Here is a 232-nt window from a genome sequence, read left to right on the forward strand (position 1 = left end):
CAAAAGTTCCGATTTAATAAGGTCAATTTCATCTTTGTTTAAAACAGAATAATCTTTTTTAAGTTCTACAATTTCCGTCTTGTTATCAACCGGCGTCAAACCGTTGTAACTCGAACCCTCTTGCATATTCTTTATTGTTGCTAGTGCTTTTTCTCGATACTCCTGTGTATTATCAATATCAAGGAAAGCATTAATTTTCAATAAGCCACGCAATTTACCTTGTTCCAGCTTA

1 protein-coding gene is annotated in these 232 nt (G+C 33.6%); it reads right to left on the minus strand.

The window, feature by feature from the left end:
• Positions 1–232, minus strand: a 232-nt coding sequence (locus FDW96_RS12490) for a hypothetical protein (RefSeq protein ID WP_212732885.1), incomplete at both ends; no start/stop codon positions are given.

The sequence above is a fragment of the Citrobacter sp. TBCS-15 genome (assembly GCF_005280815.1).
Taxonomy (GTDB): domain Bacteria; phylum Pseudomonadota; class Gammaproteobacteria; order Enterobacterales; family Enterobacteriaceae; genus Citrobacter; species Citrobacter werkmanii.